This is a genomic window from Stutzerimonas degradans (assembly GCF_024448505.1).
In the GTDB taxonomy this organism is placed as follows: domain Bacteria; phylum Pseudomonadota; class Gammaproteobacteria; order Pseudomonadales; family Pseudomonadaceae; genus Stutzerimonas; species Stutzerimonas degradans.
This window is the reverse complement of the sequence record NZ_JAMOHV010000001.1, coordinates 226,941-249,349: the sequence shown is the minus strand read 5'-3', so window position 1 is coordinate 249,349 and position 22,409 is coordinate 226,941. Positions and strand designations below refer to the sequence as shown.

Sequence of the window (22,409 nt, the reverse complement as noted above, 5' to 3'; positions counted from 1 at the left end):
TGCATTACAGGCTGGCGTACTTGCCGCGCAGGCGCTGACGGATCAGCTCGGCCAGGGTGTTCATCACGAAGGTGAACATCAGCAGCACCAGCGCGGCGAGGAACAGCACGCGGTAGTGGGTGCCACCGACCTCGGATTCGGGCATTTCCACCGCGACGTTGGCCGCCAGGGTGCGCATACCCTCGAAGATGTTGGCCTCCATGATCGGCGTGTTGCCGGTGGCCATCAGCACGATCATGGTTTCGCCCACGGCGCGGCCCATGCCGATCATCAGCGCCGAGAAGATGCCCGGGCTGGCGGTCAGCAGCACGACGCGGGTCAGCGTCTGCCAGGGCGTGGCGCCGAGCGCCAGCGAACCCAGGGTCAGGCTCTTCGGCACGCTGAACACCGCGTCCTCGGCGATCGAATAGATCGTCGGGATCACCGCGAAGCCCATCGCCAGGCCAACCACCAGGGCGTTGCGCTGGTCGAACGGAATGCCGAGGTCATTGGACAGCCACAGGCGCATGTCGCCACCGAACAGCCAGTTCTCCAGATGCCCGCTGATCGCCAGCGAGCCGACACCCACCAGCAGCACCACCGGAATCAGCAGCAGCGCTTCCCAGCCTTCCGGCACGCCCAGGCGCACGCGCTCGGGCAGGCGGCTCCAGCTCCAGGCAGCGAACAGGATGCCCAGCGGCATCAGCAGCAGCAGGCTGAAGATGCCCGGCAGGTGGTTCTCCAGGAACGGCGCGAGGAACAGGCCGGCGAAGAAACCGAGGATCACCGTCGGCAGCGCCTCCATCAGCTCGATCACCGGCTTGATCTTGCGGCGCAGCGCCGGGGCCATGAAGTAGGCGGTGTAGAACGCCGCGCAGATCGCCAGCGGCGCCGCCAGCAGCATCGCGTAGAAGGCGGCCTTGAGCGTGCCGAAGGCCAGCGGCGCGAGGCTCAGCTTGGGCTCGAAATCGGTGTTGGCGGAGGTGGACTGCCAGACGTAGTCGGGCTCGGCGTAGCTTTCATACCAGACCTTGCCCCACAGCGAACTCCAGGAAATCTCCGGATGCGGGTTGTCGACCACGAAGCGCTGCAGGCCCTGCGGCGACTCCACCAGCAGGCGCGTGGCGCGCGGCGACAGCGCGGCCAGCGCGGCGCCGTCGGCCACCTGCTCCTTGAGCAGCGTGCGGTGCGCGGTGCTGTGGAAGATACCCAGCGTGCCGGCGCGGTCGAGCGCGAGAAAGCCCTTGCGGCGCTCTTCCGGGAGGATCTGGCTGACCGGGCTGTCGGCCAGCGTGAAGTTGCGCACGTTGCGCAGCTCAGCCGAGCCGTCGGCGCCACGCACCATGAACCACTGGCCGATGCCGCCCTTGGAGTCGCCGATCATCAGCGAGATGCCGCCGAGCAGCGGGCTGACGGCGGTGATCTCGGCACCGTCGGCGACCAGCTTGTAGCGACCGTTGAGCTGCTTGCGGCGCAGATCGAAGACGTCGGCGCTGGCCTTGCCGCTGACCGCGTACAGCCACATGTGGCGCGGATCGATCTGCAGCGCGCGGATCGGCTCGGCGAGCTGCGGCAGATCCAGGCGCTGCTGTTCCAGGGTCACCTCGCCGGTCAGCAGGTTCTCGCTGCTGGCGATGCGCTGGGCATGCAGCGTGGTGCCGGTGGCGCCGGCGACCAGCAGGGTCTTACCGTTGAGGCTGACAGCCGCCTGCTCGATCGCACGGCCCTCGCCGTCGAGCTGCAGCGGCTGCTCGCCGAACGGATAGACGATCCGCGGCGTGATGGTCTTCTGGTTGTTCGGGTAGGTGATCTGGTACTCGTGCTCGATGACCAGCGCCTGACCGTTGCTCAGACCGAGCACCAGGCGGCGGGTGCCGGGGGTGTCCTGGCCGACCGAGACGATGCGGCTATCAGCCGGCAGCGCCAGGGCGATATTCGCGAGCGGCGCGCCATCGGCCAGTGTGAAGAAGCGCACCTGACCATCGGCGTTCAGGCGCATCGCCACCTGGTTCTGCTCTTCGATCGCCAGCAGCAGCGCCTGGTTGTCCTCGGCCAGCCAGGCCGGGCGCTGGACTTCCCGTGCTTCGAGTTCAGCGCCCTGGAACATGGGCAGCACGACCTGCCCCAGGTAGAAGAAGATCAGGGTGATCGCGCCCAGCACCGCCAGGCCACCGATGGTGACGTACCAGCGCGCCAGGTGATCTTTCAGCGCGCGAATGCGGCGTTTACGCTGCAGGGCCGGCGTATTGAAATCCAGCCGTTGCACATCGGAGTTCGCGGTCATGGGCTCTATGTCGTTCATGCCAAGGTTCCTGGGCCGGGCGGCCCCGTCAGGGCGACTAATCTAATCAAGCCGTGTGACAGAAAAATTACAACCGGGTGACACGACGAAACCCGCCAGCGCGAAGTGCGTGGCGGGCATCGTGACGCAGGACCGGCGGGGTGGCCGCCGATCCTCCGTGCGGGTCGTTAGAGACCCAGGTCTTGCATGGTCTTGTCGACCACTTTCTTCGGCAGCGGGATGTAGCCGTCCTTGACCACGACCTCCTGGCCCTGCTTGGACAGCACCAGCTTGATGAACTCGGCATCGATCGGGCTCAGCGGCTTGTTCGGCGCCTTGTTCACGTAGACGTAGAAGAAGCGCGCCAGCGGGAACTTGCCGGCCAGGGCGTTTTCTTCGTTGGCCTCGAAGGCTTCGCCACCCTTGGACAGCGGCACGGCGCGCACGCTGGAGGTCTTGTAGCCGATGCCCGAGTAACCGATGGCGTTCAGGGTGCTGGAGATCGACTGCACCACCGAGGCCGAGCCCGGCTGCTCGTTGACGTTGGATTTGAAGTCGCCCTTACACAGCGCTTCTTCCTTGAAGTAGCCGTAGGTGCCGGATACCGAATTGCGTCCGAACAGCTGGATCGGCTTGGCCGCCCATTCGCCGGTCAGGCCCAGGTCACCCCAGGTCTTGATGTCCTGAGCGCCACCGCACAGGCGGGTGCTGGAGAAGATCGCGTCGACCTGTTCCATGTCCAGGCTCTTGATCGGGTTGTCCTTGTGCACGAACACGGCCAGGGCATCGATCGCGACCGGTACGGCGGTCGGCTTGTAGCCGTACTTCTGCTCGAAGGCCTGGATCTCGTTGTCCTTCATCGGGCGGCTCATCGGCCCCATGTTGGCGGTGCCTTCGGTCAGCGCGGGCGGCGCGGTGGAGGAACCGGCGGCCTGGATCTGGATGTTGACGTTCGGGTAGCTGCGCTTGAACTCTTCGGCCCACAGCGTCATCAGGTTGGCCAGAGAATCGGAGCCGACGCTGGAGAGGTTGCCGGAAACACCGGAAGTCTTCTCGTAGCTCGGCAGAGCCGGATCGACTGCCGCAACCGCGCTCGCGGCACCCACACCAGCGGCCACGAAGGTCAGCGCCGCCATCAAACGATTCAGTTTCATACCTTGCTCCTAGCAGAGGTGTGTTCGAGTGTGTTGGAACGGGGGCCAGTATCTGCAGGCCGTATGAACACTCTATGAAGCGAGTGTGACAATCTTGTTACCGTCGGCAATCTTGACCGGGGGCGGTCGCTGCACCGTCTGAGTGCCGTTATACTGCGCGCTTCCCGCCCTATCGCGGGGTTTTCGCGCCAGAACAACAATCGCGCCGCGAGTCCGACCGATGAAAGAATACGAACAGGAAGATCCGATTCCCCAGGGCGACCTGGCCCTGCAGCTGACCGCCCTGCCGCGCGAAACCAACGGCTTCGGCGATATCTACGGCGGCTGGCTGGTCTCGCAGATGGATCTGGCCGGCACCGCGATGGCCAGCCGCGTGGCCGGCGGCCGTGTGGCGACAGTGTCCATCGACCGCATGGCCTTCATGGTGCCGGTGGCAGTTGGCGCGCAGCTGTCCTTCTATACCCAGACGCTGGAGGTCGGGCGCAGCTCGATCCGCATGCTGGTGGAAGTCTGGAGCGACGATCCGCTGTCCAGTGAATGGCGCAAGGTCACCGAGGCGGTGTTCGTCTTCGTCGCCATCGACGGCAGCGGCCGCACCCGCCCAGTAACGCCGCGGCGCTGAGCGCCGCTCAACCGGCGGCCGGCAACTCGTCCGGCCCGGCGAAGCGGTTCTTGCCGGCCTGCTTGGCGCGGTAGAGCGCCGCGTCCGCCGCCGAATACAGCTGCCCTGCGTTCTGCCCGGGCTGCAGCGTCGCGATGCCGATGCTCACCCCGACCCGTCCCTGCGCCGATGCCGGATGCGCGATGGCCTGCCGGCGCAGCGCGGCCAGCACCTGAATGGCGATCTGCTGCGCGGCATCCTCGGTGCAGTCGTAGAGCAGCAGGGCGAACTCTTCGCCACCGACGCGCGCCGCCTGATCCAGCGGCCGCCGCGCGAAGCTGGCGAGCAGCCGGGCGAACTCACCGATCAGCGCATCGCCAGCGGGATGGCCGAGGCGATCGTTGTAGGCCTTGAAGTCGTCCAGATCGAGCAGCAACAGACTCACCGGCACGTCGTCGCGCCGCGCCTGCGCCAGCCGCTGACGCAACGCCTCGTCATGGCTGCGACGGTTGGGCAGCTCGCTCAGCGCATCGTGCGCGGCGACCCAGCCCAGCAGCTTGCGCATGAGGAACTGCTGGCGCTGCGAGTACTCGTGCACATAACGGCTGATCGCGCCGATCACCAGCAGCAGCAGGTAGTAGCTGACGGCAATCCAGTGCTCGGGCAGGCGGTCCGAAGGCAGGATCTGGCTGGCCATGAACACGTCGATCGCCACGATCGACAGCGCGCAGAGCAGCGAATGCCAGAACGTCATGCCGAGGAAGAAGAACGAACTGATGATCAGCAGGCCGGCGCCATAGCGAAACGCGTAGGGCTGCGCCGCCAGTTCGTACTGGATGTCGATGATCGCGGCGACCACGCCGATCAGCACCAGCAGCATCGGGAACAGCTGGTTGGCGCGCGCCTGGTAGGTCTTGCTGAAAAAGCTCAGCAGCAGCACCAGCACCCCCGGCGACAGCTCCACCAGACGCAGCACCGTGAGCCGGCTCAGCCACTGCGGATCGTCATGCGGGACCAGCACGCGCTCGGCATACAGGTAGCCGCCGACGGCGACGATCAGCAGCAGCGCGGCGACTCGCTGCGCGCCGCGCGCCTGGCGATCGAGGAAGCGGCGGAATTCGGCTTCCAGCTCGGGCTTGAACAACAGCAGGCGAAAGCCCCGCAGCAACTGCCGCCCGTAGGGGGTGTCGCTGAAGTCGGCCGCCGATGAATGCTCGGTGATGCGCATGAAACAAGCCTGCTGTGGTGGCACCGGATGATATCACTACGCCATTACTGGGACGCAAACAACCGTCCGCCGGCGAGCCTGACTGACGAACGGAGCCGGTTCCGGCGCGGCAGGACGGCTTGCGGCGCACGGCAAGAGCCGCCAAGATCGGCCTTCCTATCGCCCGAACGCACCCCGTGACCGCTCTTCTGCTCGCCCTCTGGCCCCTGTTTGCCCTGATCGTCGCCGGCTATGTGCTGCGTCTGCGCGGCTTCCCCGACGACGCCTTCTGGCCGGGTGCCGAACGGTTGAACTACTTCGTCCTGTTTCCGGCGTTATTGTTCAACAGCCTGGCGACCGCGCCGCTGGACAACCCGGCCTTGCCGCGCCTGGGCGCCGCGGTGCTGCTCGCCCTGGGGCTGGCCTGGTGCGTCCTGCTGCTCGGCCGGCGTCTGCGCGGCTGGCCGGCGGCGCGCTTCGGCGCGCTCGCGCAGGGGGCGTTGCGCTTCAACACCTATCTGGGCCTGGCGGCCGTCGGCAGCCTGTTCGGCAAGGACGGCCTGGCGCTGGCGGCGCTGATGCTGGCGCTGATGGTGCCGACGGTGAACGTGATGTCGGTCTGGGCGCTGACCGCCGAACGTGGCATTAGCGCTCGCAGCCTGCTGCTGCCGATCGCGCGCAACCCGCTGATTCTCGCCTGCCTGGCCGGTGCGCTGGTCAACCTGGCCGGCTTTGGCCTGCCCGGCGGCAGCGACCGCCTGCTCGGCCTGCTGGCCGCCGCCAGTCTGCCGCTGGGGCTGCTGTGCGTGGGCGCGGCGCTGAAGCCCAAGGAACTGAGCGGGGAAATTCCGACGCTGGGCTGGAACAGCGCCGTGCGTCTGCTGGCGGTGCCGTTGCTTGCATATGGCGTCGCCGCACTGCTCGCGCTGCCGGCGATGGAAACCACCATCCTCGTGCTGTTCTTCGCCCTGCCGACCGCACCGACCGCCTATGTGCTGACCCGTCAGCTCGGCGGCGACAGCCACCTGATGGCCGGCATCATCACCCTGCAGACGCTGCTCGCCGCCGCCAGCCTGCCGCTGGTGCTGACCCTGCTGGAAGGCTGATCAGCGCGCCACCTGCCTGCGCAGCAGGCGCAGCAGCGCCAGTGCCAGGCCGATGCCCAGCGCGCAGAGCACCAGCAGCGGTCCGAGATAGCCGAGTGCGTCCTGCAGCCAGCCGAGCAGCTGGTGCAGCCAGGCAGTACGCCGTGACGCCGTCACCGCCACATAGCCGCCCTGCTCCCAGATCCGGTAGGCCGCATGCAGCGGAATCAGCGCCAGCGGCAGCAGGATCAGGCACAGCCAGTAGCCGCTGCGCCGATGCGGTCCCAGCAACCCCCACGGCAGGTAGGCGGCGCGAATCAGCCCGCCGAAACAGAAGCTGTAGTAGCCGACCATGCCGAGGAACAGCAGATTGGCCAGGCTCGCCTGCTGCCACACGGCGAACAGCGCCAGACCGCCCAGCCCGAGGCTGACGGCTGCCCAGAGGAGATAGAAGAGCTTTTCCATACGTCCGAATCCGCGTGCGCTGACGAACACGCATCGGAGCAGAAACCCACCCGCGATATCGGCAACCGCTTCACGAAACCGTCGACGCACTGCCGAGAAAGCCGCCACAGCCCGCAAGTTGCCGACTTTTGGCTGACGATCAGAACAGACTGAGCTGATCCTGCGCGCCGCTCGCGGCCCCCGTCGGCATCACCGCCGTGAGCGGGTCGACCGCCAGCCGTTCGGCCAGCCCGGCCGCGCGTTCGGCGCGGGTGTTCACAGCCTCGGTCAGCCGCGCCGGCAACGCCCAGATTTCCACCTTGCGCTTGGCGCGGGTGATGCCGGTGTAGAACAGCGCGCGGGTCAGCAACGGGCTGGGCTGCTCGGGTAGCGCCAGCAGCACGTCGCCGAACTCCGAGCCCTGGCTCTTGTGCACCGTCATGACGAAGGCGCTGTCGTGGCTCGGCAGGCGCGCCGGCGCGAACGCGCGATGGCCGTCGTCGCCCTCGAAGAACACCCGCCAGCCGAGCTCGGTCCACAGGCACAGGCCGATATCGCCGTTGAACAGGCCGAGCGCGTAGTCGTTCTGCCGCACCATCACCGCACGGCCGGCATACCAGCGCTCACGCACCGACACACCGGCACGGCGCCGCAGCCGTGCCTCCAGTGCCTCGTTGAGACCGTTGACGCCGAAGGCGCCTTCGCGCTGCGCGGTGAGTGCGCGGAAATCGTTGAACGCCGCGAACGCCTGTGCCGGATCGCCCTGCCGCGCGGCCTGCAGGTAGGGCCGATAGCCCTCCTCCAGGCGCTCGACCAGCGCCGGCGCGGCGGGTGCCGCGTTCCAGCGCAGATCGGCCCGCGTCTCGTCCAGCAACGCCAGCGTGCCGCGCGCGTCACCGCCGTTGATCCGCCGCGCCAGTTCGCCGATGCCGCTGCCACCGGCGAAGCGGTGGCTGTGCGTCAGCAGCACCACCGCGTCGCCGAGACGCGAGTGCGGCGTTTCGACCGCCACGGCCTGCCCGGTGATGCGCTCGAGATCGGCCGCCGCCTGGGCATCGAAGCCGCGTCCTTCGCAGAGCTCGGCGAACACCGCGCCGGCTTCCACGGCGGCGAGCTGGTCCTTGTCGCCGAGCAGGATCAGCCGCGCCTTGGGCGGCAGCGCGGCGACCAGCTTGGCCATCAGCGCCAGATCGACCATCGACGCCTCGTCCACCACCAGCACGTCGAGCGGCAGCGGATTGGCCGCGTCATGGCGCACCCGCGGACTGTCGCCGCGGCTGCCAAGCAGGCGGTGCAGGGTGCGTGCCTCGTCGGGCAGCGCCGCCTTGACCGCGTCACTGACCGGCAGCTCGGCCTTGGCGTGGCGGATCGCCTCGGCCATGCGCGCCGCCGCCTTGCCGGTGGGCGCCGCCAGGCCGATGGCCAGCCGCTCGCCGCCGGGCTGTTCGAGCAATGCCGCGAGCAGGCGCACCACGGTGGTGGTCTTGCCGGTGCCGGGGCCGCCGGAAATCACCGCCAGCCGCCGGCGTACCGCCTGCGCCGCGGCCAGCCGTTGCCAGTCCGGGCGCTGCTGATTGAAGGCGAACAGCCGCGCCAGGCTCTCGCCGAGCTGCGCTTCATCGACCGGCGGCCGATCGCCGGCACGCGCCAGCAACTGTTCGGCCAGCTGCCGCTCGTAGGCCTGGTAACGGGCGAGGTAGAGCCGCTCGCCGTCGAGGATCAGCGGCGCGTAGGCGCCGGGCGCGCCGACCAGCGACGAGGCGCGCAGGCAGGCGCGCCAGTCGGCCAGCGCCGGCAGGCGGATATCGTGCTCCGGCCACGGCCTGCGCCCGGCCAGGCGCGCCAGCGGCAGGCAGACATCGCCTTTGCCCAGCGCCTCGCAGCACAGCGCGGCGGCCAGCAGGACCGGCACCGGCGCCGTCGGCTCGAGGCGCTGCAGGCTGGCGATGAAGGCGCGTTCCAGCGCACCCAGCGGCAGTTGCGCCAGCGTTGCGGCGGTGTCGGCCATCAGTGTCCCTCCTCGAACAGCCGGTCCAGCGCATCGAGCAACGCATCGTCGGGACGGGCGAAATACACCCCGGCCGCGGGCATGCCGCGCAGGAACAGGTAGAAGGCGCCGCCCAGCTGCTCGTCGCGGAAATCCGCCAGGCGCTGGCGCAGGAAACGCCGCAGCGCCACCAGGTAGATCAGGTACTGCAGGTAGTAGTGTTCGCCGGCGAGCGCCTGCAACAGCCGCTCGCCGCCGTAGTAGCTGGCGTCCGGGCCGAGCCAGTTGGACTTGTAGTCGGCGATGTACCAGCGCCCGTCATGCTCGAAGGTGAGGTCGATGAAACCCTTGAGAAAGCCGCGCAGGGTGTCGAACTCCAGCCGCGCCGCCGCCTCGCGCAGCGGCGCCGGCAGCCCGCTGGCCGGATCGGCGAGCAGCGCGCGCAGGCGCGTGACGTCGAGCTGACGCACCGGGAAGGTAAAGCCCAGCTCCGGCAGGCGCCGTGCAGTGTGCAGGCTGGCCAGCGTCAGCCCGGCGCCGTCGAGATCGGTCGTCAGCACCTGCTCCAGCTGGGCGATGGCAATGTCGCGCCATTCCAGCGGCAGACCGAAGGCCTGCAGCGCCGGTTCGACCCGCTCGGCCAATGCGCCGCGGCCACGCGCCCAGTCTTCGAGGATCGCGTGCAGGCAGGTACCGGCGCGCGCGCCACGCGGGAAGGCGAAGAAACCGCTGCCCGGCTCGGCCGCATCCGGCATGGCCAGCGCGTCGTGGTCCGGCGCTTCCATGTGCAGGCCGGCGGCGAGTCCGGAGAAGCTGCCGATGCGCCAGGCGCTGTGCAGGCTGCGCTCGAGCCGCGCCAGCTGTCGCGGCGCGACGGCGCGCAGGTTGTTGGCGGTGCTCGCCTCATGACTTTCTAGGGGCAGGCAGGCAGTACTGCCGGCGCTCGCCTGCGCCAGCCGTTCGACCTCGCTGCGCAGGCCGACGCCGTCCAGCGTGGCCAGATGGCCGCCGAGTTCACCGAGCGCATCCGCACCGCCCAGCTCGCGGCCGTGCAGCAGCCAGGCCAGGGCGCTGCTGTGCAGACCTTCCTCGGGCAGCTCGCCGTCCTTCTTCGCCTTGGGCAGCGCCACCGGCCCCCAGTGCAGCCACAGCCGGTCGCGCGCGCGGGTCAGCGCCACGTAGGCCAGGCGCAGCTGCTCGGCGAAGGTCTCGCGGCGCGCGCGCTGCAGGTTTTCCGGTAGCTCGGCGCTGCCCAGGTCCAGCAGCGGCCGGCCGTGTTCGTCGTGGCAGCGCGCACTGTCGAGATTCTTGCCGAGCAGCTTGCCGTCCCAGAGGAACGGGCAGAACACCAGCGGGTATTCCAGGCCCTTGCTGGTGTGGATGGTGACGATCTGCACCCGTTCGGCATCGCTTTCCAGGCGCAGCAGCGCCTCGTCGCCGGCGCCTTCGCCACCGCGCTGGGCGTTGAACCACGCCAGCAGCGGCTCCAGCCCCGGCCGCAGCAGGCTCTCGGCCTGCAGCAGCTCACCCAGGTGCAGCAGATTGGTCAGCCGCCGCTCGCCATCGAGGCGCCGCAGCAAGCGCTCGGCCACCGCCTGCTCGTCGAGCCAGGCGCGGAACACGCGCATGAAACCCTGCTGCTGCCAGAGCTGGTGATAGCGCTCGGCCGCCTCGCGCTCGCCGTCCCATTGCCGCTGATCGTCCTGGCAGCGCGCCAGATCGGCGGCGCTCCGCCCGAGCAGGCGCGTGGCCAGGGCGTGGCGCAGCAGGCCTTCGCGGCCCGGCTCGGCGTAGGCGGCCAGCACCGCGGCCAGCTCGGCGGCCTCCTCGCTGGCCCAGACGCTATCGCGCCCGCGGCGCACGCTGGGTACGCCGCGGGCGGCCAGTTGCTCGGCGATCAGCGCGGCTTGGCGGTGGTTGGCGACCAGCACGGCGATGTCGCCGCCCTTGAGCGGGATGAACTGGCCGTCCTGCTCGAAGCCGGCACGGCCCTCGGCCGCGGCGGCCAGTTGCCGCGCGATGCGCCGGGCACAGTCGCGGGCGGCGAGCTCGGCGGCCTCGGCCTTGCCCAGCGCATCGTCGCCGAGCCAGACCAGCGCCAGCGGCGCGCCGGCTTCCTCTTCGTCCAGACGCAGGGTAGCGCGCGACTTGTCGGCGGCGGTCACCGGCGGATAGTCCAACCCGTCTTCGGAGAACGGTCGCGGGCGGGCGAACAGGCGATTCAGCGCATCGATCAGTTGCGGCGTCGAACGGTGGTTGACCGGCAGGTCATAGGCCGGCCGGTCGATCTGCTGGCGGGCCTGCAGGTAGGTCGCCAGATCGGCGCCGCGAAAGGCGTAGATCGCCTGTTTGGGGTCGCCGACAAAGCACAGCGAGGCGCCGCTGCCGTGCGCGTAGATGCGATCGAAGATGGCGTACTGGATCGGATCGGTGTCCTGGAATTCGTCGATCAGCGCCAGCGGATACGTGCTGCGCAGCGCGGCGGCCAGGTCCTCGCCCACCGGCCCCTGCAGCGCCTGGTCGAGGCGGTTGAGCAGGTCGTCGAAGGCCAGCAGGCGCTGCGCCGCCTTGCGCTCGGGCAGCTCGCGGTTGAGCCGTGCGAGCAGCGCCACCTGCAGCGCGACCAGCCGCTGGCGGCCGGCCGGCAGCGCCTCGGCGAGGCGGTCGGCGAGTTCATCCAGCGCCTGCGCCAGCGCGCAGTCGGGGGCGTCGAAGCCCTTCTTGCAGGCCTTGGCCAGCGCCCGCGCGCCGAACTTGAGCAGGCCGTCCGGGGCGTCGTAGAGCGCCGCCGGATCGGCGAACCAGGCGTCCAGTTCGCTGCGCCAGAGCGGGAATTTCAGCGCCTTGTGGGTGCTCTGGCTCAGCCCGCGATGGGCGTCGAGTTCCTCCACCCAGGCGCTGCCGTTCTGCTGCCAGAGCGTCGCGGCGCGCTGCCAGGCGGCCTCGACGGCGCGGCTGTCGGTGGGCGCCGGCGGCTCGTGCGGCTCGACGCGCAGGTACGGCTTGCCCAGGTGCGCGCGCAGGCGCTGGCGCAGCCATTGCGGGGTGATCTTCTGCTTGGCCAGCAGGCGCGCCCACGCCGGATCGGCGGCGGCCAGCTCGCCACGCCAGGCATCGGTCAGCAGCGCGTCGATCAGTTCGCGGTCGTCGGCGGCGAGTTCACTGTCGAAGTCGCCGCCGGCCTCGAAGGCGGCGTCCTGCAGGGCACGCTGGCAGAAGCCGTGGATGGTGAATACCGCGGCCTCGTCGAAGCCGTGCACGGCGAGCAGCAGGCGCCGGCGCGAGGCGTCGTCGGGGAAGCGCGCGTGCAGCCGGTTGAGGAAGTCGTCGTCGCTCGGCGTGCCGTCATAGACCGTCAGCAGCGTGGCCAGTCGCGCGCGGATGCGCTCGCGCAGTTCGGCGGTGGCGGCGGTGGTGTAGGTGACCACCAGAATCTGCCCCACCGATAGCTGGCGCTCCAGCAACAGCCGTGCGTAGAGCGCAGTGAGCGTCCAGGTCTTGCCGGTGCCGGCGCTGGCCTCGATCAGCGAGCGGCCGTCGAACGGCGAATCGAGCAGGTCCAGGCTCATGCGTCTTGCTCCTCGTCCGGGGCCAGGGCATCCAGCGCCGGGCCGATCAGCTGCTCGGCCAACGCCTCGAAGCGCGCATCCAGCGGATCGCGGTCGCGGAAGGCCAGCGCGTTCCAGGGATCGTCGCACTCGCCGGCGATGGGGCTGAACTCGGCGCCCAGCCACGCCTCGCGGGCACGCTTGCGCGCCGTTTCGATGGGTTCGCTGCCGCGCGCCGGATTGCGATAGCCGCGGGCGAACGCGTGGCTGCTGCGCGCCAGCAGCGGCAGCGGCTCGCGGATGGCACTGCGATAGGCAGCGAGCCAGGGTTCGAGCAGCGTGGCGGCGTTCGCCAGCGGGCCCAGCTGCCAGTCGCCGGCCGGCGAGAGCAGCAGGCTGTGGCGTTCGATACCCGGCGTGGCGGCCAGGTTGAGCAGCAGGTGGCGCAGCCAGAACGGCGCCAGGTCCCATTCGCCAAGGCGGCCGAGCTTCCAGCCGAACAGCCCACTCGGCGTCACGCCGTCCAGCCAGCCGTGGATGCGCACGCCGGCGAGGGTGATGTCGATCGCCAGCGGCTCGGGTACGGCCTGCGGGCGCTGCTCGAACAACCGCGGGGCGAACGCACGCACCGGCCCGCGCAGCCGCCCCCACAGCGCCTGGCCGAGTTCGCCGGGCGGCAGCCAACCGGCGGCGCTGGCCAGCCGACGCTCGTCGCGGTCGCTCCAGCCGTGCTCGACGGCCTGCAACGACAGCTGACGCAGGCCATTCCAGGCGGGCAGCTCCAGCTCGAACGGCTCGTCACTGGCCAGCGCCTGCTGGGCCTCGGCCAGGCGCAGGCCGAGGCGCTGCTCGAGCAGGAAGCGCGGCGGGTGGCGAAAGCACTGCAACAGCTGCGACGGCTCGATGGTCAGCCAGGCGGCGTCCGGCTCGGCGAGCAGGCTGGCGAACGGCACCACGTCCCGTGCGGGTGCCGCCAGCGCCTGGGCGGCGCGGAACCAGGCGGCGGCAAAGCCGGCATGCGCGCCGTCGGCAAAGTTGCCCGGGGCGAAGGGCTGCAGCGGATGGGCGATGGCGATCCGCTCGCTGGGCTTGCCGCCGTCGGCCAGCACCGCAGTGAGGTCGACTGCCTCCAGCACCTCGCTGAGCAGCACCGAAGGCGGCAGCTCGGCGTTGTCGCGCGGGTCGCGGCCGACGTAGGACAGGTACAGCGCCTCACGTGCCGAGAGCAGGGTTTCCAGCAGCAGGTAGCGGTCGTCCAGGCGCCGTGCACGGTCACCGCGGCGCGGATGGCGGGCAATCAGGTCGAAGCCGGCCGGCGGATTGCGCCGCGGGAAGGCACCGTCGTCGAGACCGAGCAGGCAGACCAGGCGGAACGGCAGGCTGCGCATCGGCACCATGGTGCAGAAGGTCACCGCGCCGGTGAGAAAGCCCGCCGCCCCGCCGCCCTGCTGCAGCGCCGCGCTGAGCTGTTGATGTACCAGCTCCACCTCGATCGGCCGGGCCAGGTCCGCCGCCTGCGCCTGCTCGCGCAGCGCCGCGCAGGCCTGCGACAGCAGCAACAGGGTATCGCCGGCCTCGCGCTCATCGAACAGCTCGTCGAGCAGCAGCTGCAGATCGTCGGCCCATTGCGCCAGCGATCGCGGGCGGGCGAGCCGGTCGGCCAGCTCGCCGAGGCGCTCGACGAATGCCACCAGCCGCCCGAGCAGCTGGCCGCGCGCGCCTTCCAGGGCATCCAGCGGCCAGTGCTCGCCGAGCAGCGGCGCGGCGTCGCCGGCCAGTTGCGGCGGCGCGGCAAAACCCAGCAGCAGGCGATCCAGCCCCTGGCGCCAGGTGAACGCGGCCTCGTCGGGCAGGCCGAGCGCGGCGCGCTGGCCGGCATCGCGACCCCAGCGCACGCCGGCGTCACGCAACCAGTCGCGCAGCAGCGGCAGGTCTTCGTTGTCGATACCGGCGCGGCGGGCAATGGCCGGCTGCTCCAGCCAGGCGAGGACTTCCTCGGCGGTGAAGCGGCTCTGCGCCAGCAGCAGCAACTGCAGGAACGCCTCGATCAGCGGCACCTCGGCGCGCAGGCTGCGGTCGGCCAGGCTGTAGGGAATGCGCGGCACACCCTCGCGGGCGGCGAATACCGCCTCGATGAACGGCGCGTAACGCTCGATATCCGGCGTCAGCACCACCACCTGATCGGGGCTCAGCGCCGGGTCGGCGGCAAAGCGCGCCAGCAGCTGGTCATGGAGGATTTCCACCTCGCGCAGCGGTGAATGCGCAACGTGCACTTCCAGCGAACGGTCGTCGGCGGCCAGCGCCATGCGCTCCTCCGGCCGGCGCGTGCGCAGGCGCAGGATGTCGTGCTGCAGCGCGTGCAGCAGGCTGTCGTCACGCAGGTCCGCGTCCTCGGAGTACAGGCCGAACTCCGCGCCGTCGAGGGCGAACAGCGCATCGAAGAAATCGCGGCCCTGCTTGCCGAGGCTGGCCAGCAGCGGGTGGCCGACGTCGAGGTACCAGTCGTCCGCAGCGCTTTCGGGCCGACGCGCCAGCTCGCGGATATCGCGGATTTCGCCCCAGGCCTCGCGGCTCGGGTTGAGCGCGCAGACCACCACGTCGATGTGCCGCGCCAGGCCGTCGAGCACGCGCAGGTGATGCGGCGGCAGGCTGCTGATGCCGAACACCAGCAGCCGTTCGGGCAGTGCGGTCAGCGGCTCGTCGCGGTACAACCGCTGCAGCAGGTCGCCGAGCAGACGCGCGCGGTGCGGGTGGCCGTTCTTGGTCAGTTCGCGCCAGAGCAGCGCCTGCCAGCTTTCATCGGCCCCGAGGTCGAGGGTTTCGCCGCGCTCCCAGGCGGCCAGCCAGTCGTCGCGGTAGAGCAGGTACTGGTCGAAGGTGTCGGCGATCTTCGCCGCCAGGCTCAGCCGCCGACGCTCGTCGCCACCGTCCAGGTACTGCGCCAGACGCGGCGTCAGCTGCAGATTGGCCGGCTCGCTCAGCCAGCCGTACAGCCGCCAGGTGAGCGTCGACGGGGCGAACGCCGACTGCTCCGGCAGGCTGCCGAGCACCGTGCGGCTGAGATCCCAGACGAAGGCGGCCGGCAGCTGCAGGTCGAGCTGCATGGCGATGCCCTGCTTGCGCGCCAGCTCCAGGGTCAGCCAGCGGCCCATGCCCTGGCTGGGCACCACGATCCGCGCCGGGGCGAAAGGGTCGGCCAGCGGCTGGGCGAGCAGCGTGGTGGCCAGTTCGCCGAGGGTTTCCAGATCGGGGGCGTGGTAGAGGTTGAGCATGCGCGCACCACAGCAAGGTTGAGCGGGCAAGGTTACAGGCCACCTGCGCGAGTGGCGAGCCGGCCGGGCGCCGCGGCATGGCGTCGCAAGGCATCGGCGGCGGGGGGTTTCTACTCCTTTCGCCTGCCACTTCCTGTTCCGACGACCAATATCATTTCCGCCGACGAACCCTAGGATGGGGTGCGATGGGGCGATCGAATACCGCCCATTACCCGCCAGGAGTCACCCATGAATCGCACGCATACTCTGCTCATGCTGTCTCTCACTGCCGCCCTGGGTGTCATGCCGCTGGCGCATGCCGCCACGCCCGCTGCACCGGCGACGGCCGTCGGCTCGCTGGAGCGCGCACAGGCCAAGCAGGCCAAGGCGCTGCTCGACAACGCCGCGCTCTACCTGCAGGCCAACGGCCCGGAACAGGCGCTGGCCGCGTTCAACGACCGCGATGGCGCCTTCGCCAAGGGCCAGTACTACATCTTCGTGCTCGGCACCGACGGCACCATGCGCGCCAGCGCCGGCACCTCGGCCAGCCTGGTCGGGCTGAACGTGCGCGACCTGAAGGACGCCAGCGGCAAGCCCTTCATCAACGACATCCTCGAAGCGGCCAAGCGTGACGACAGCGGCGCGGTGGCCTACCACTGGCTGAACCCGGCCGACAACAAGGTGGAGAACAAGCTCAGCCAGTTCCGCAAGGTCGGCGAGAACATCCTCTGCGTCGGCTACTACATCCCGCGCGCGACGGCGGAACAGGCCCAGGCGCTGCTGGACAAGGCGGTGGCACGACTGCGCGAAGTCGGCGGCGAGACGGCCTATCGCCAGTTCAACGAGCGCAACGGCGAATTCTTCGTCAACGACGAGTATGTGTTCGTCATCGGCCTGGAAGACGGCAAGTACCGCGCCAGCGGCGGTTCGCCGAACCTGGTCGGCGTCGACGTGCGCGCGGTGAACGACGCCGCCGGCAAGCCGCTGTTCCGCGAGATGATCGAGCTGGCCCGCAAGGACGGCACCGGCACGGTGGAATACGTCTGGCGCAACCCGGTGACCAATGCCGTGGAGCACAAGCGCACGCTGATCCAGCGGGTCGACGACGTGCTGCTCGGCGTGGGCTACTACACCCCGCGCTGACCGCACGGCTCTGCCTATCAGCCGGGCTGGCTGATCTGCGGTCTGTCAGCCCGCCCTCCTCCAGAAAGACCACTTCCCAACAAAAAACCCCAGCCATGCTCACGCATGGCTGGGGTCAGGCGATGCCGGCAAGCGCTTCGCTCAGCGCGTCTGACGGCGGCGCTGCAGCCAGACCACCAGGCCGAACAGCAGCAAGCCCGGCAGCCACATCAGCTCCTTCGGCCAGCGCTCGGTCGGTGCGCGCACCGTGAGGATCTCCTGGTCGAATTCCAGACCCGCCTCGGCGGCCAGACTGCCGAAGGTCACGCTGTCGACCAGCACCTTGCCGTCTTCCTCGTAGGTCATCAGGCCGATCTTCTCCAGCTTCTGCGCACCGGATGCAGCTTCCGGCACCGGCAGCAGCACGGCGAACTCGCGCGCATCACCCACCGCGTCCTCGCCGCGGATGCGCAGGCGCAGCTGGCTGTCCGGCTGCACCGCGTCGAGCGCCTCGACCAGCTGAGCCGGCGGAATGTCGCGGTACGGGTCGTGCACCATGTCCATCCAGAATCCCGGGCGGAACAGGGTGAACGCCACCAGCAGCAGCAGCACGTTCTCGTACCAGCGGCTGCGCACCAGGAAGAAGCCCTGGGTACCGGCGGCGAACAGCAGCATGGCCACCGTCGCCACCATGAAGATCAGCACGCCGTGCCAGAAGCTCACGTCGATCAGCAGCAGGTCGGTGTTGAAGATGAACAGGAACGGCAGCGCCGCGGTACGCAGGCTGTAGTAGAACGCCGCGATACCGGTCTTGATCGGGTCGCCCTTGGACACCGCCGCGGCGGCGAACGAAGCCAGCCCCACCGGCGGGGTGACGTCGGCCATGATGCCGAAGTAGAAGACGAACAGGTGCACCGCGATCAGCGGCACGATCAGCCCGTTCTGCTGCCCCAGCGAGACGATCACCGGCGCCAGCAGGCTGGATACCACGATGTAGTTGGCGGTGGTCGGCAGACCCATGCCGAGGATCAGGCTGAACACCGCAGTCAGCATCAGCATCAGCAGCAGGTTGCCCATCGACAGCACTTCCACCACGTCGGCCAGTACCAGGCCGACGCCGGTCTGCGACACCGCGCCGACGATGATGCCCGCCGCGGCGGTGGCGATGCCGATGCCGATCATGTTGCGCGCACCGGCGATCATGCCCTCGCGCAGGTCGATCAACCCGTCCTTCGCCGTGCCGTGGGTCGCGCCGCCGTCGCCGCGCATCCAGGAGAGCAGCGGACGCTGGGTCAGCAGGATGATCACCAGCATCACCGAACCCCAGAACGCCGAGAGGCCGGGCGACAGCCGCTCGACCATCAGGCACCAGACCAGCACCACCACCGGCAGCAGGAAGTGCAGACCGGAGAGCAGCACGGCGCGGGTGTTGGGCAGTTCATCGAGGGGCTTGTCCGGGTCTTCGGCCGGCAGCGGCGGATTGCTCGCGGCGACCTTCAGCAGCGCCAGGTAGGCCAGCGCCAGCAGCACCGAGATGCCCGGCAGCGCGTAGTCGCCCAGCACCGGCTTGAGCCAGCCGAGGCCGTAGTACACCGCCAATGACAGCCCCGACACCAGCGCCGCACCGAAGGCGAAGCCGGTCAGGCGGCGCAGCCAGGGCTTGGGCTGGCGATTGCCGATCGGTTGCATGCCCTGCTTGAGCGCTTCCAGATGCACGATGTAGAGCAGCGCGATGTAGGAGATCGCCGCCGGCAGAAAGGCGTGCTTGATGATCTCGACGTACGGCATGCCGACGTACTCGACCATCAGGAACGCCGCGGCGCCCATCACCGGCGGCATGATCTGGCCGTTGACCGACGAGGCCACTTCCACCGCGCCGGCCTTTTCCTTGGAGAAGCCGACCTTCTTCATCATCGGGATGGTGAAGGTGCCGGTGGTCACCACGTTGGCGATCGACGAGCCGGAGATCAGTCCGGTCATGCCGGACGCAACTACTGCGGCCTTGGCCGGGCCGCCACGCATGTGGCCGAGCAGGCTGAACGCCAGCTGAATGAAGTAATGCCCGGCGCCGGCACGTTCGAGCAGTGCACCGAACAGCACGAAGAGGAAGACGAAGCTGGTGGAAACCCCGACGGCGATGCCGAACACCCCTTCGGTGGTAATCCACTGGTGGTTGGCCATCGCGGTGAAGCTGACCCCGCGGTGCGCCAGCAGCCCTGGCATCCATGGGCCGGCCAGGCTGTAGAGGATGAACACCAGGGCGATGATCGCCAGCGGCGGGCCAAGCGCGCGGCGGGTGGCTTCCAGCAGCAGCGGAATGCCGACGCAGGCGGTGATCAGGTCCAGCGTGGTGAGGTTGCCCGGCCGCTGCGCCAGCTGTTCGTAGAAGATGAACAGGTATGCAGCGCTGGCCGCGGCCACCAGCCCGAAGGCGATGTCCAGCAGCGGTACGCGGTCGCGCGGCGAGCGCTTGAACGCCGGGTAGGCAAGAAAGGCCAGCAGCAGCGCGAAGGCCAGGTGAATCGAGCGGGTCTCGGTATCGTTGAGCACGCCGATGCGAAAGATGAACGGCAGCGGCGAGGCGATCCACAGCTGGAACAGCGACCAGGCCAGCGCCAGCCCGGCGATGATCTGCGCCATCGCACCTTCGGGCAGGCGCGCGCCGACGTCCTGGGCGATCAGCTCCTCGGTGGACAGTTGTTTGTCTTGCATGAAATGAGGCCTGTTTTTTCAGGTGACGGAAACCACGAAAACCCGTGACCGAACGGTGCACGGGTTTTCCGGCTGAGCGAAGCAAGAGCAGGCGGCCGCCGGAGCGGCCGCGCGACCCTTACATCCAGCCGCGTTCCTTGTAGTAGCGCTCGGCACCTTCATGCAGCGGCGCGCTCAGGCCGACCTTGATCATCTCCTCCGGCTTGAGGTCCTTGAACGCCGGGTGCAGGCGCTGGAAACGCTCGATGTTGTCAAACACCGACTTGACCAGCTGGTAGACCACCTCGGCATCGACCTTGGCCGTGGTCGAGAGCACGGCCTTGCCGCCGATGGACGAGGTCGGCGCATCGCTGCCCTTGTAGATCCCGCCGGGGATCTCGGCCTTCGTGTAGTAGCTCTTGGCGGCCAGCAGCTTGTCGATTTCCGGGCCGGTGATCGGTACCAGCACGGCGTCGACGGTGGTGGTGGCTTCCTGGATGGCGCCGTTGGGATGGCCGACGAAGTAGGTCATCGCGTCGATGTTGTTGTCGCCCAGCGCGCTGGCCTGCTCGGCCGGCTTCAGCTCGGCGGCCAGGGCGAATACCGACTTGTCCCAGCCCTTGACCTGCATGATCTCCTCGAGGGTGTCACGCTGGCCGGAACCGGGGTTGCCGATGTTGACGCGCTTGCCCTTGAGGTCGTCCAGGCCCTTGATGTCGGCATCGCGGCGCGCCAGCACGGTGAAGACCTCGCTCTGCAGCGAGAACACGGCGCGGATGTCATCCATCTTGCCTTCCTTCTCGAAGGGCGCGACGCCTTCCATCGCCTTGTACTGGTGGTCGGACTGCATGATGCCGAAGTTGAACTCGCCGCTGCGCAGGCCGTTGACGTTGGCCACGCCGCCGCCGCTGGCCGGCGCGTTGCACTTGATGTTCTCGGCGTTGCGGTTGACGAAGCGGCAGATCGACTGCCCCGCCACGTAGTAGACGCCGGTCTGACCGCCGGTGCCGATGGTGACGAACTTCTCCTGGGCCTGTGCTGTGCCACCCAGGCCGCTACCCGCCAATGCGACGGTAAAGATCCATGCCAAGGATTTGCCTTTCATGGATGAACTCCTTTTGGTTGTTTTTGATGACCCGGCAGCCCTCTTGAGCCTGCCCGGAAGCCGGGAGTCTAGCAGGACCAGTTCGACTGCGCGGCCGGTACGCCGGAACACGGGCGCGAGTCCGCCTTTCATGGACTGCGCCGCCGCGAAAGCGTTTCCACTGCGGCATCAACAAGCGGCTAGCGGCGCCGACACGATGCTGGCACACTGCCATACAAGTGTCATGAAACTGGCATAAAGTCCGCCGCAGCCGTCACTGGCGGTCCATCACGAGATGCTGCCGATCCTCCGATCAGAGCCGCACCACCACCCGCCTCGCGAAATCGTCCCTCTGTTCCCACGGAAGAGATTCGCCCACATGCGAACCAACCTGCCTGTCACCGGCCGTGAAGTCAGCGTCCGCGAAAACGCCAACATCCTCTCCACCACCAACCTCAAAGGCCAGATCACCTACGCCAACACGGATTTCATCGAAATCTGCGGCTACAGCGAAGCCGAACTGCTCGGCCAGCCACACAACCTGATCCGCCACCCGGACATGCCGCCCGCCGCCTACGCCGACATGTGGAGCACGCTGCAGGCCGGCCGGCCGTGGATGGGGCTGGTCAAGAACCGCTGCAAGAACGGCGATCACTACTGGATCGATGCCTACGCCATGCCGATCAGCCGTGACGGCAAGGTAGTCGAGTACCAGTCCGTGCGCACCAAGGCGCAGCCCGAACAGATTCGCGCCGCCGAGGCGCTTTACGCCCGCGCCGGCACGCCCGCCGGTCTGGCGCAAAGCCGTTGGCGGCCCGGCTTCCAGGCCCGCGTCGCGCTGTGCGCCGGCCTCGGCAGCCTGTTCGGCGCAGGGGCGACGGCGCTGCTCGCCGGCCTGACATGGCCGCTGGCCCTGCTCGCCGGCGCTGCCGGCGGGTTCGCCGCCGCGCTGCTCAGCCTGCTGGCGCTGGCGCCCCTGCGCACGCTGCGCAGCCAGGCGCGGCGCATCGGCTACAACCCGCTGAGCCAGCTGATCTACACCGGACGCAGCGATGAACTGGGCGAGATCGCCTTCGCCCTGCGCATGCTCGAAGCCGAGGCCGGCGCCGTGGTCGGCCGTATCGCCGACTCCAGCCGGCAGATCAGCGAGCACGCCCATGAACTCGCCGACGCCCTGCAGGAAAGCACCGCCAGCGCGGCCTCCCAGCAACAGCAGACCGACCTCGTGGCGACCGCCATCGACCAGATGGTCGCCAGCGTGCGCGAGGTTGCCGCGAGCACCCAGCGCACGGCGCAGGCGGCGGCGCTCGCCGACGACGATGTCGCCAGCGGGCGTGGCATGGTCGGCGAGACCGGGACCAGCATCGCTCGCCTGGCCGGCGAGATTCAGCGCGCCGCCGAGGTGATCCAGCTGCTCGAAGGCCACAGCCAGGACATCAGCCGGATGCTCGAAGTGATCCGCAGCATCGCCGAGCAGACCAACCTGCTGGCGCTCAACGCCGCCATCGAGGCGGCGCGCGCCGGCGAGCAGGGACGCGGCTTCGCGGTGGTGGCCGACGAAGTGCGCGGCCTGGCCTCGCGCACCGCCGAGGCCACCGCGGAGATTCAGGGCATCATCGGTACGCTGCAGGCCGGCTCGCGCGAGGCGGTAGCGGTCATGCAGCGCAGCCGCGAGCAGGCGCAGATCAGCGTCGACCGCGCCGAACACGCCGAACGTTCGCTGCGCGACATCAACGATCAGGTCACCGACATCAGTGGCATGAGCACGCAGATCGCCACCGCGGTCGACCAGCAGAGCGCCGCCGCCGCGCAGATCAACCAGAGCATCGTCAGCATCCGCGCCGGTGCCGAGCGACACGCGGTGGCCGGGCTGCAGAGCCAGCAGAGCGCCGCCGGCGTCGCCGGGCTGGTGGTCGGCATGCAGCAGCTGGCGCAGCAGTTCTGGAGCCGCCGCCGCGCCTGAACGATGTGCCTT

The 22,409-nt window shown here is 69.1% G+C and carries 13 protein-coding genes; 4 read left to right on the top strand and 9 right to left on the bottom strand.

What is annotated here, in order from left to right:
• Nucleotides 1-4 precede the first annotated feature (4 nt).
• Together NAV27_RS01210 and NAV27_RS01205 are read right to left on the bottom strand one after the other, a co-directional pair.
• Nucleotides 5-2,281 (bottom strand): ABC transporter permease subunit, encoded by a 2,277-nt coding sequence (locus NAV27_RS01210; protein ID WP_102828029.1) that lies wholly within the window; start codon nt 2,279-2,281, stop codon nt 5-7.
• 167 nt (nt 2,282-2,448) lie between these two features.
• Entirely contained in the window at nt 2,449-3,414 is a 966-nt protein-coding gene (locus tag NAV27_RS01205) for a PstS family phosphate ABC transporter substrate-binding protein (protein WP_008569376.1), read from the bottom strand.
• Between the two features lie 220 nt (nt 3,415-3,634).
• Between NAV27_RS01205 and NAV27_RS01200 the strand changes: the two genes are divergently transcribed.
• Nucleotides 3,635-4,036 (top strand): acyl-CoA thioesterase, encoded by a 402-nt coding sequence (locus NAV27_RS01200; RefSeq protein ID WP_008569375.1) that lies wholly within the window; start codon nt 3,635-3,637, stop codon nt 4,034-4,036.
• A 7-nt stretch (nt 4,037-4,043) separates the two neighbouring features.
• Here the strand turns inward: NAV27_RS01200 and NAV27_RS01195 are convergent, their stop codons facing one another.
• Nucleotides 4,044-5,243: a GGDEF domain-containing protein gene (locus tag NAV27_RS01195; RefSeq protein ID WP_102828030.1), complete on the bottom strand. Its 1,200-nt coding sequence runs from the start codon at nt 5,241-5,243 to the stop codon at nt 4,044-4,046.
• Between the two features lie 176 nt (nt 5,244-5,419).
• Between NAV27_RS01195 and NAV27_RS01190 the strand changes: the two genes are divergently transcribed.
• Nucleotides 5,420-6,328: an AEC family transporter gene (locus NAV27_RS01190; protein WP_102828031.1), complete on the top strand. Its 909-nt coding sequence runs from the start codon at nt 5,420-5,422 to the stop codon at nt 6,326-6,328.
• Here NAV27_RS01190 and NAV27_RS01185 read toward each other — a convergent pair whose 3' ends face one another.
• From NAV27_RS01185 to recC, 4 genes are all read right to left on the bottom strand, one after another.
• A complete protein-coding gene (locus tag NAV27_RS01185; protein WP_102828032.1) occupies nt 6,329-6,772 on the bottom strand; it encodes a hypothetical protein in 444 nt (147 codons plus the stop codon).
• A gap of 139 nt (nt 6,773-6,911) precedes the next feature.
• On the bottom strand, nt 6,912-8,759 hold the full coding sequence (gene recD, locus NAV27_RS01180; protein WP_102828033.1) for an exodeoxyribonuclease V subunit alpha: 1,848 nt from the start codon (nt 8,757-8,759) through the stop codon (nt 6,912-6,914).
• Complete coding sequence (recB, locus tag NAV27_RS01175; protein WP_102828034.1) at nt 8,759-12,307, bottom strand: exodeoxyribonuclease V subunit beta; 3,549 nt, start codon at nt 12,305-12,307, stop codon at nt 8,759-8,761. The genes recD and recB overlap by 1 nt, the downstream gene beginning before the upstream one ends.
• Nucleotides 12,304-15,558, bottom strand: coding sequence for an exodeoxyribonuclease V subunit gamma (gene recC / locus NAV27_RS01170; protein ID WP_102828035.1), 3,255 nt, complete (start codon nt 15,556-15,558; stop codon nt 12,304-12,306). Before recC ends, recB begins: the two co-directional genes overlap by 4 nt.
• A 228-nt stretch (nt 15,559-15,786) precedes the next feature.
• On the opposite strand from recC, the gene NAV27_RS01165 reads away from it, so the two are divergent.
• On the top strand, nt 15,787-16,680 hold the full coding sequence (locus NAV27_RS01165; RefSeq protein ID WP_054093950.1) for a cache domain-containing protein: 894 nt from the start codon (nt 15,787-15,789) through the stop codon (nt 16,678-16,680).
• A 141-nt stretch (nt 16,681-16,821) separates the two neighbouring features.
• On the opposite strand, the gene NAV27_RS01160 is transcribed toward NAV27_RS01165, so the two are convergent.
• Both NAV27_RS01160 and NAV27_RS01155 read right to left on the bottom strand, forming a co-directional pair.
• Nucleotides 16,822-19,371, bottom strand: a complete 2,550-nt coding sequence (locus NAV27_RS01160) for a TRAP transporter permease (protein WP_102828036.1) — start codon at nt 19,369-19,371, stop codon at nt 16,822-16,824.
• A gap of 118 nt (nt 19,372-19,489) precedes the next feature.
• Nucleotides 19,490-20,455 (bottom strand): TAXI family TRAP transporter solute-binding subunit, encoded by a 966-nt coding sequence (locus NAV27_RS01155; RefSeq protein ID WP_102828037.1) that lies wholly within the window; start codon nt 20,453-20,455, stop codon nt 19,490-19,492.
• A 358-nt stretch (nt 20,456-20,813) separates the two neighbouring features.
• Here NAV27_RS01155 and NAV27_RS01150 point away from each other — a divergent pair, with 358 nt between their 5' ends.
• Nucleotides 20,814-22,397 carry a methyl-accepting chemotaxis protein gene (locus tag NAV27_RS01150; RefSeq protein ID WP_102828038.1) on the top strand — a complete coding sequence of 528 codons (1,584 nt, stop codon included), beginning with the start codon at nt 20,814-20,816 and terminating at the stop codon, nt 22,395-22,397.
• The last annotated feature ends 12 nt before the right edge of the window (nt 22,398-22,409 follow it).

What these genes read in the sequence shown, in the direction of transcription:
- NAV27_RS01205 (WP_008569376.1), bottom strand. Translation starts at nt 3,414, where the DNA reads ATGAAACTGAATCGTTTGATGGCGGCGCTGACCTTCGTGGCCGCTGGT.
- NAV27_RS01160 (WP_102828036.1), bottom strand. Translation starts at nt 19,371, where the DNA reads ATGCAAGACAAACAACTGTCCACCGAGGAGCTGATCGCCCAGGACGTC.
- NAV27_RS01195 (WP_102828030.1), bottom strand. Translation starts at nt 5,243, where the DNA reads ATGCGCATCACCGAGCATTCATCGGCGGCCGACTTCAGCGACACCCCC.
- NAV27_RS01185 (WP_102828032.1), bottom strand. Translation starts at nt 6,772, where the DNA reads ATGGAAAAGCTCTTCTATCTCCTCTGGGCAGCCGTCAGCCTCGGGCTG.
- NAV27_RS01165 (WP_054093950.1), top strand. Translation starts at nt 15,787, where the DNA reads ATGAATCGCACGCATACTCTGCTCATGCTGTCTCTCACTGCCGCCCTG.
- NAV27_RS01150 (WP_102828038.1), top strand. Translation starts at nt 20,814, where the DNA reads ATGCGAACCAACCTGCCTGTCACCGGCCGTGAAGTCAGCGTCCGCGAA.
- recD (WP_102828033.1), bottom strand. Translation starts at nt 8,759, where the DNA reads ATGGCCGACACCGCCGCAACGCTGGCGCAACTGCCGCTGGGTGCGCTG.
- recC (WP_102828035.1), bottom strand. Translation starts at nt 15,558, where the DNA reads ATGCTCAACCTCTACCACGCCCCCGATCTGGAAACCCTCGGCGAACTG.
- NAV27_RS01210 (WP_102828029.1), bottom strand. Translation starts at nt 2,281, where the DNA reads ATGAACGACATAGAGCCCATGACCGCGAACTCCGATGTGCAACGGCTG.
- recB (WP_102828034.1), bottom strand. Translation starts at nt 12,307, where the DNA reads ATGAGCCTGGACCTGCTCGATTCGCCGTTCGACGGCCGCTCGCTGATC.
- NAV27_RS01155 (WP_102828037.1), bottom strand. Translation starts at nt 20,455, where the DNA reads ATGAAAGGCAAATCCTTGGCATGGATCTTTACCGTCGCATTGGCGGGT.
- NAV27_RS01200 (WP_008569375.1), top strand. Translation starts at nt 3,635, where the DNA reads ATGAAAGAATACGAACAGGAAGATCCGATTCCCCAGGGCGACCTGGCC.